Source organism: Spongiactinospora gelatinilytica (assembly GCF_003236385.1).
In the GTDB taxonomy this organism is placed as follows: domain Bacteria; phylum Actinomycetota; class Actinomycetes; order Streptosporangiales; family Streptosporangiaceae; genus Spongiactinospora; species Spongiactinospora gelatinilytica.
On record NZ_POUA01000565.1, the window covers coordinates 1 to 3,217 of the forward strand.

The 3,217-nt window shown below is 70.8% G+C and carries 3 protein-coding genes; all 3 read left to right on the top strand.

What is annotated here, in order from left to right; genetic code table 11:
- Nucleotides 1–123: 123 nt before the first annotated feature.
- Nucleotides 124–654: a SigE family RNA polymerase sigma factor gene (locus C1I98_RS36945; protein ID WP_111171916.1), complete on the top strand. Its 531-nt coding sequence runs from the start codon at nucleotides 124–126 to the stop codon at nucleotides 652–654.
- Nucleotides 651–1,856: a hypothetical protein gene (locus C1I98_RS36950; protein ID WP_111171917.1), complete on the top strand. Its 1,206-nt coding sequence runs from the start codon at nucleotides 651–653 to the stop codon at nucleotides 1,854–1,856. Before C1I98_RS36945 ends, C1I98_RS36950 begins: the two co-directional genes overlap by 4 nt.
- Nucleotides 1,857–2,351: 495 nt before the next feature.
- A complete protein-coding gene (locus tag C1I98_RS36955) occupies nucleotides 2,352–2,987 on the top strand; it encodes a PadR family transcriptional regulator (protein ID WP_111171918.1) in 636 nt (211 codons plus the stop codon).
- Nucleotides 2,988–3,217 lie beyond the last annotated feature (230 nt).

Consider the following 3,217-nt stretch of genomic DNA (forward strand, 5'->3'; position numbering starts at 1 on the left):
GTTCCGGGGCGCTTCGGTCGCTTTGGGGGTGGGGCCGGGCTCTGAAAATTCTTTGGAGCGGGTCGCATAGCGGCGGGCTCGCCGTCGCGTCTAAAAGGGCGTACCGCAATGTGGAGGTTGACTGTGGACGACGACGCCGAGAGGGCGTTCCGCGAGTTCGTGACCGCGCGCTCGCCTGCCCTCATGCGCGTGGCCTACCTGCTCGCGGGCGGTGACCAGCACGCGGCGGAAGATCTGCTGCAGTCGGCGCTGGCCCGCACCTTCACGAAATGGCGGTCCATCGAGTCGCCCGAGGCTTACGTCCGGCATGCGATGTACCGCCAGCAGGTCTCCTGGTGGCGGCTGGCCTGGCGGCGCAACGAGATGGCCGTCGCCGAGCCGCCCGAGGTGTCCGGGCCGGACGAGGCGCACACCGCCGAGCTGAAGATCGTCGTCCGGCGGGCGCTGGCCCGGCTCACCCCCCGGCAGCGGACCATGCTGGTGCTCCGATATTTCGAAGATCTTCCGGAGTCCACGGTGGCGGCGCAGCTCGGCTGTTCGGTCGGCACGGTTCGCAGCACCTCGCACCGCGCCCTGGCCCGGCTCCGCGAGCTCTCGCCGGAGCTGCGGGCCTTCGACGACCCCTACACGATCTTCGGGGAGGCGACCGCATGACCGTCGAAGACGTTTTGAAGGAGGTCCTGCGCGAGTGGTCGGAGGAGTCGAAGATTCCGCCCGACCTGGCGGGCCGGGCCATACGCCGGCGCTCCCGGCGGCGCCGGGGCACGGTCATGGCACTCGCGGGAGCGGTCGCCGCGGCCGTCGCCGCGGCGGTCGTGGTGACCGGCGCGCTCGCGGGCGGCGGCTCGCCGTCCGACCCGGTCACGGTGGTCGCCGGGCAGCCCTCGGCCTCACCCGGCCAGGTTCGCGACCTCGCGGTAAGCGCCGACCCCGACGTCGAGCCCCCGGAGGGTCGCCTGATCGCGGCGCAGGGCGTGGCCATGTTCGCGTACGACGTCACCTCCCTCCGGAAGGTCACCGCCGGCCGGACCGAGGTCCGCTCGACCTGGTACCTCTACGACGACGCGCGGGGGCGCTACCGCAAGACCGCGTGGACCTACCTCGACGTCGCGCCGGGCGGTGGCCAGGTCGCGGTGCTGGAGAAGTTCGGCGCCCGCCGGGTCGGCGTCACCGACCGCTCCGGTAGCAGCGTGCGCTGGCTCGACCTGGACCAGCGGCCGAGTGCGGTCAAGTGGTCGCCCGACGGCGAGCGGTTGCTGCTGACGGTCTACGACTCCGACCCCGACGCCGACGACTCGGGGAAGGGGTCCACGGCCCGCCGTACCGGCTTCGTGCTCCTCGACCCGGAGACGGGCGAGTCCCGGTTCGTCCCGATGTCCGCTGACACATCCGGCCACGGGCGGGGCGCCGACCTGCACTGGTCCGCCGACGGCACCGTCCTTTGGGACATCACCGGCTTCGAGAGCGAGCGCACCTACTTCGACCTCCAGGGCCGCTCGGCGGCCAAGCCCAAGCACACCACCAACCAGCCCGCCGGCCGCTCCCCGGACGGCCACCGCCTGGCCGTCAACGCCTCCGAAGACCGCGCCTGGACAGGGGTCCAGGACATCCCCACCGGCAAGGTCACCCCGATCCGTGCGGCCAAGGGCCACATGGTCATCGAGCTGTCCGCCTGGGCCGACAACGACCACCTGGTGGCCTGGGCCTGCGAGATCGACGGCCCCACCGGCTGCGAAGAGCCCTCCCGCAGCCGCCTCGTCCTGGTCAGCACCGACGGCACCACCGTCCAACCCCTCACCGACTACCGCGAAGCCGAACCCACCGAAACCTGGACCCCTCACTTCACCCCCCGCTAACCCCAATGCCGGTTGGCTACACACGAGGGCAGATCACGTAACCGCCGCTCACGGCCACCCGTCTCGAACGGCACGCGTTGCGTCAGCTCACCCAAATGCCCGGACGCGACCACCCCGCGGCCGTTCGGACTTGACGATTCACCACAGCACTCAACGAAGATCCAGTGTGTGACGGATGGTGGTAGAAGATCACCCGTTCCACCGGATCTCCGTTCTCCTGTCTTGATCTTCTACGGTTCTTGAAACCAGCCCCGGCCCCAACCAACCCGCATTGCCGCTAACCCCCAACGAACCCCAGGCCGATCACCCCCCGCCTGTCGGCGGGCCGTCCGGTCGGCCCGTGAGCGCGGCGGTGTCGCGCCGAGCGCGTGGCCGCCCCTCCAACCTGCCGAGCCCCCCACAACAGCCTCCGGCCGTGTCATTGGGCCGTGGTTCGGTGGGTGGGTCTTGTACGCTCGCGGCTGTATGGTGCGAGGCGCAATAAGGAGGGATGTGATGGCAGGGCGGAAGGCGGGGCCCGACCTGGTGGGGCTCACCGTGCTCGCGCTGCTCTCGGTCAAGCCCTCCCATCCCTATGAGCTGCACCGCTTCATCATCGACACGCACAAGGACTTCGTTCGTGGCCTGCCGCGCAGCCTGTACCACGCGGTGGACCGGCTGGCCGAGGGCGAGCTGATCGTGCCGGTCGAGACCACCAGAGAGGGCCGCCGCCCGGAGCGGACCGTCTACCGCATCACCTCGGAGGGACAGGCCGAACTGTCCACCCGGCTGCGGCGGCTGCTGGAGCAGCCGCACGACGACATGCGCACCCTGACGGCCGCCGTCTCACTGATGGGCGCACTGCACCCGGACGACGCCGAACACGCCCTGCGTACCCGTACAGGAGCCCTGGAAGGCGCCGTCGCCGGCCTGGACGCGCACTTGGCCGCCCAGGAGGCGAGCGGCCTGCCCCGCATCCTGCTGCTCGAACTTGAGTGCGAACGCGCCCTCCGCGCCGCCGAACTGGCCTGGGTACACGACGTACTAACCCGCATACGGTCCGGCGACCTGTCCTGGACCGGCCCCCTCAACGCCGACCTCCTCGCCACCCTCCCCACCACCGAGGGCGACGACGCGCCTGCGCCGGAATGAGTCACCTCGCCCATTGGCCTGGGGGCCGGTAGCCCCGCCTAGATCGTCCGGTGCCATCCTCTCCGCCGCCAGGGCCCGAATGAACTTCCCGCTCGGAGCGGTGGCCTTGTCCGGGACTGTCCCGCGCGGACCCTCCTAGGTATGGATGGCCGCGAGGCTGCGCGGGATGAGTCCTCTCGTGTGTCGGCCCGGGGGCTGGTAGCCCTGCCTAGGTCGTCCCCGGCCCATCC

Bases quoted from the DNA above. Each gene is read 5' to 3' on its own strand.
- C1I98_RS36950 (WP_111171917.1), top strand. From the start codon at position 651: ATGACCGTCGAAGACGTTTTGAAGGAGGTCCTGCGCGAGTGGTCGGAG.
- C1I98_RS36955 (WP_111171918.1), top strand. From the start codon at position 2,352: ATGGCAGGGCGGAAGGCGGGGCCCGACCTGGTGGGGCTCACCGTGCTC.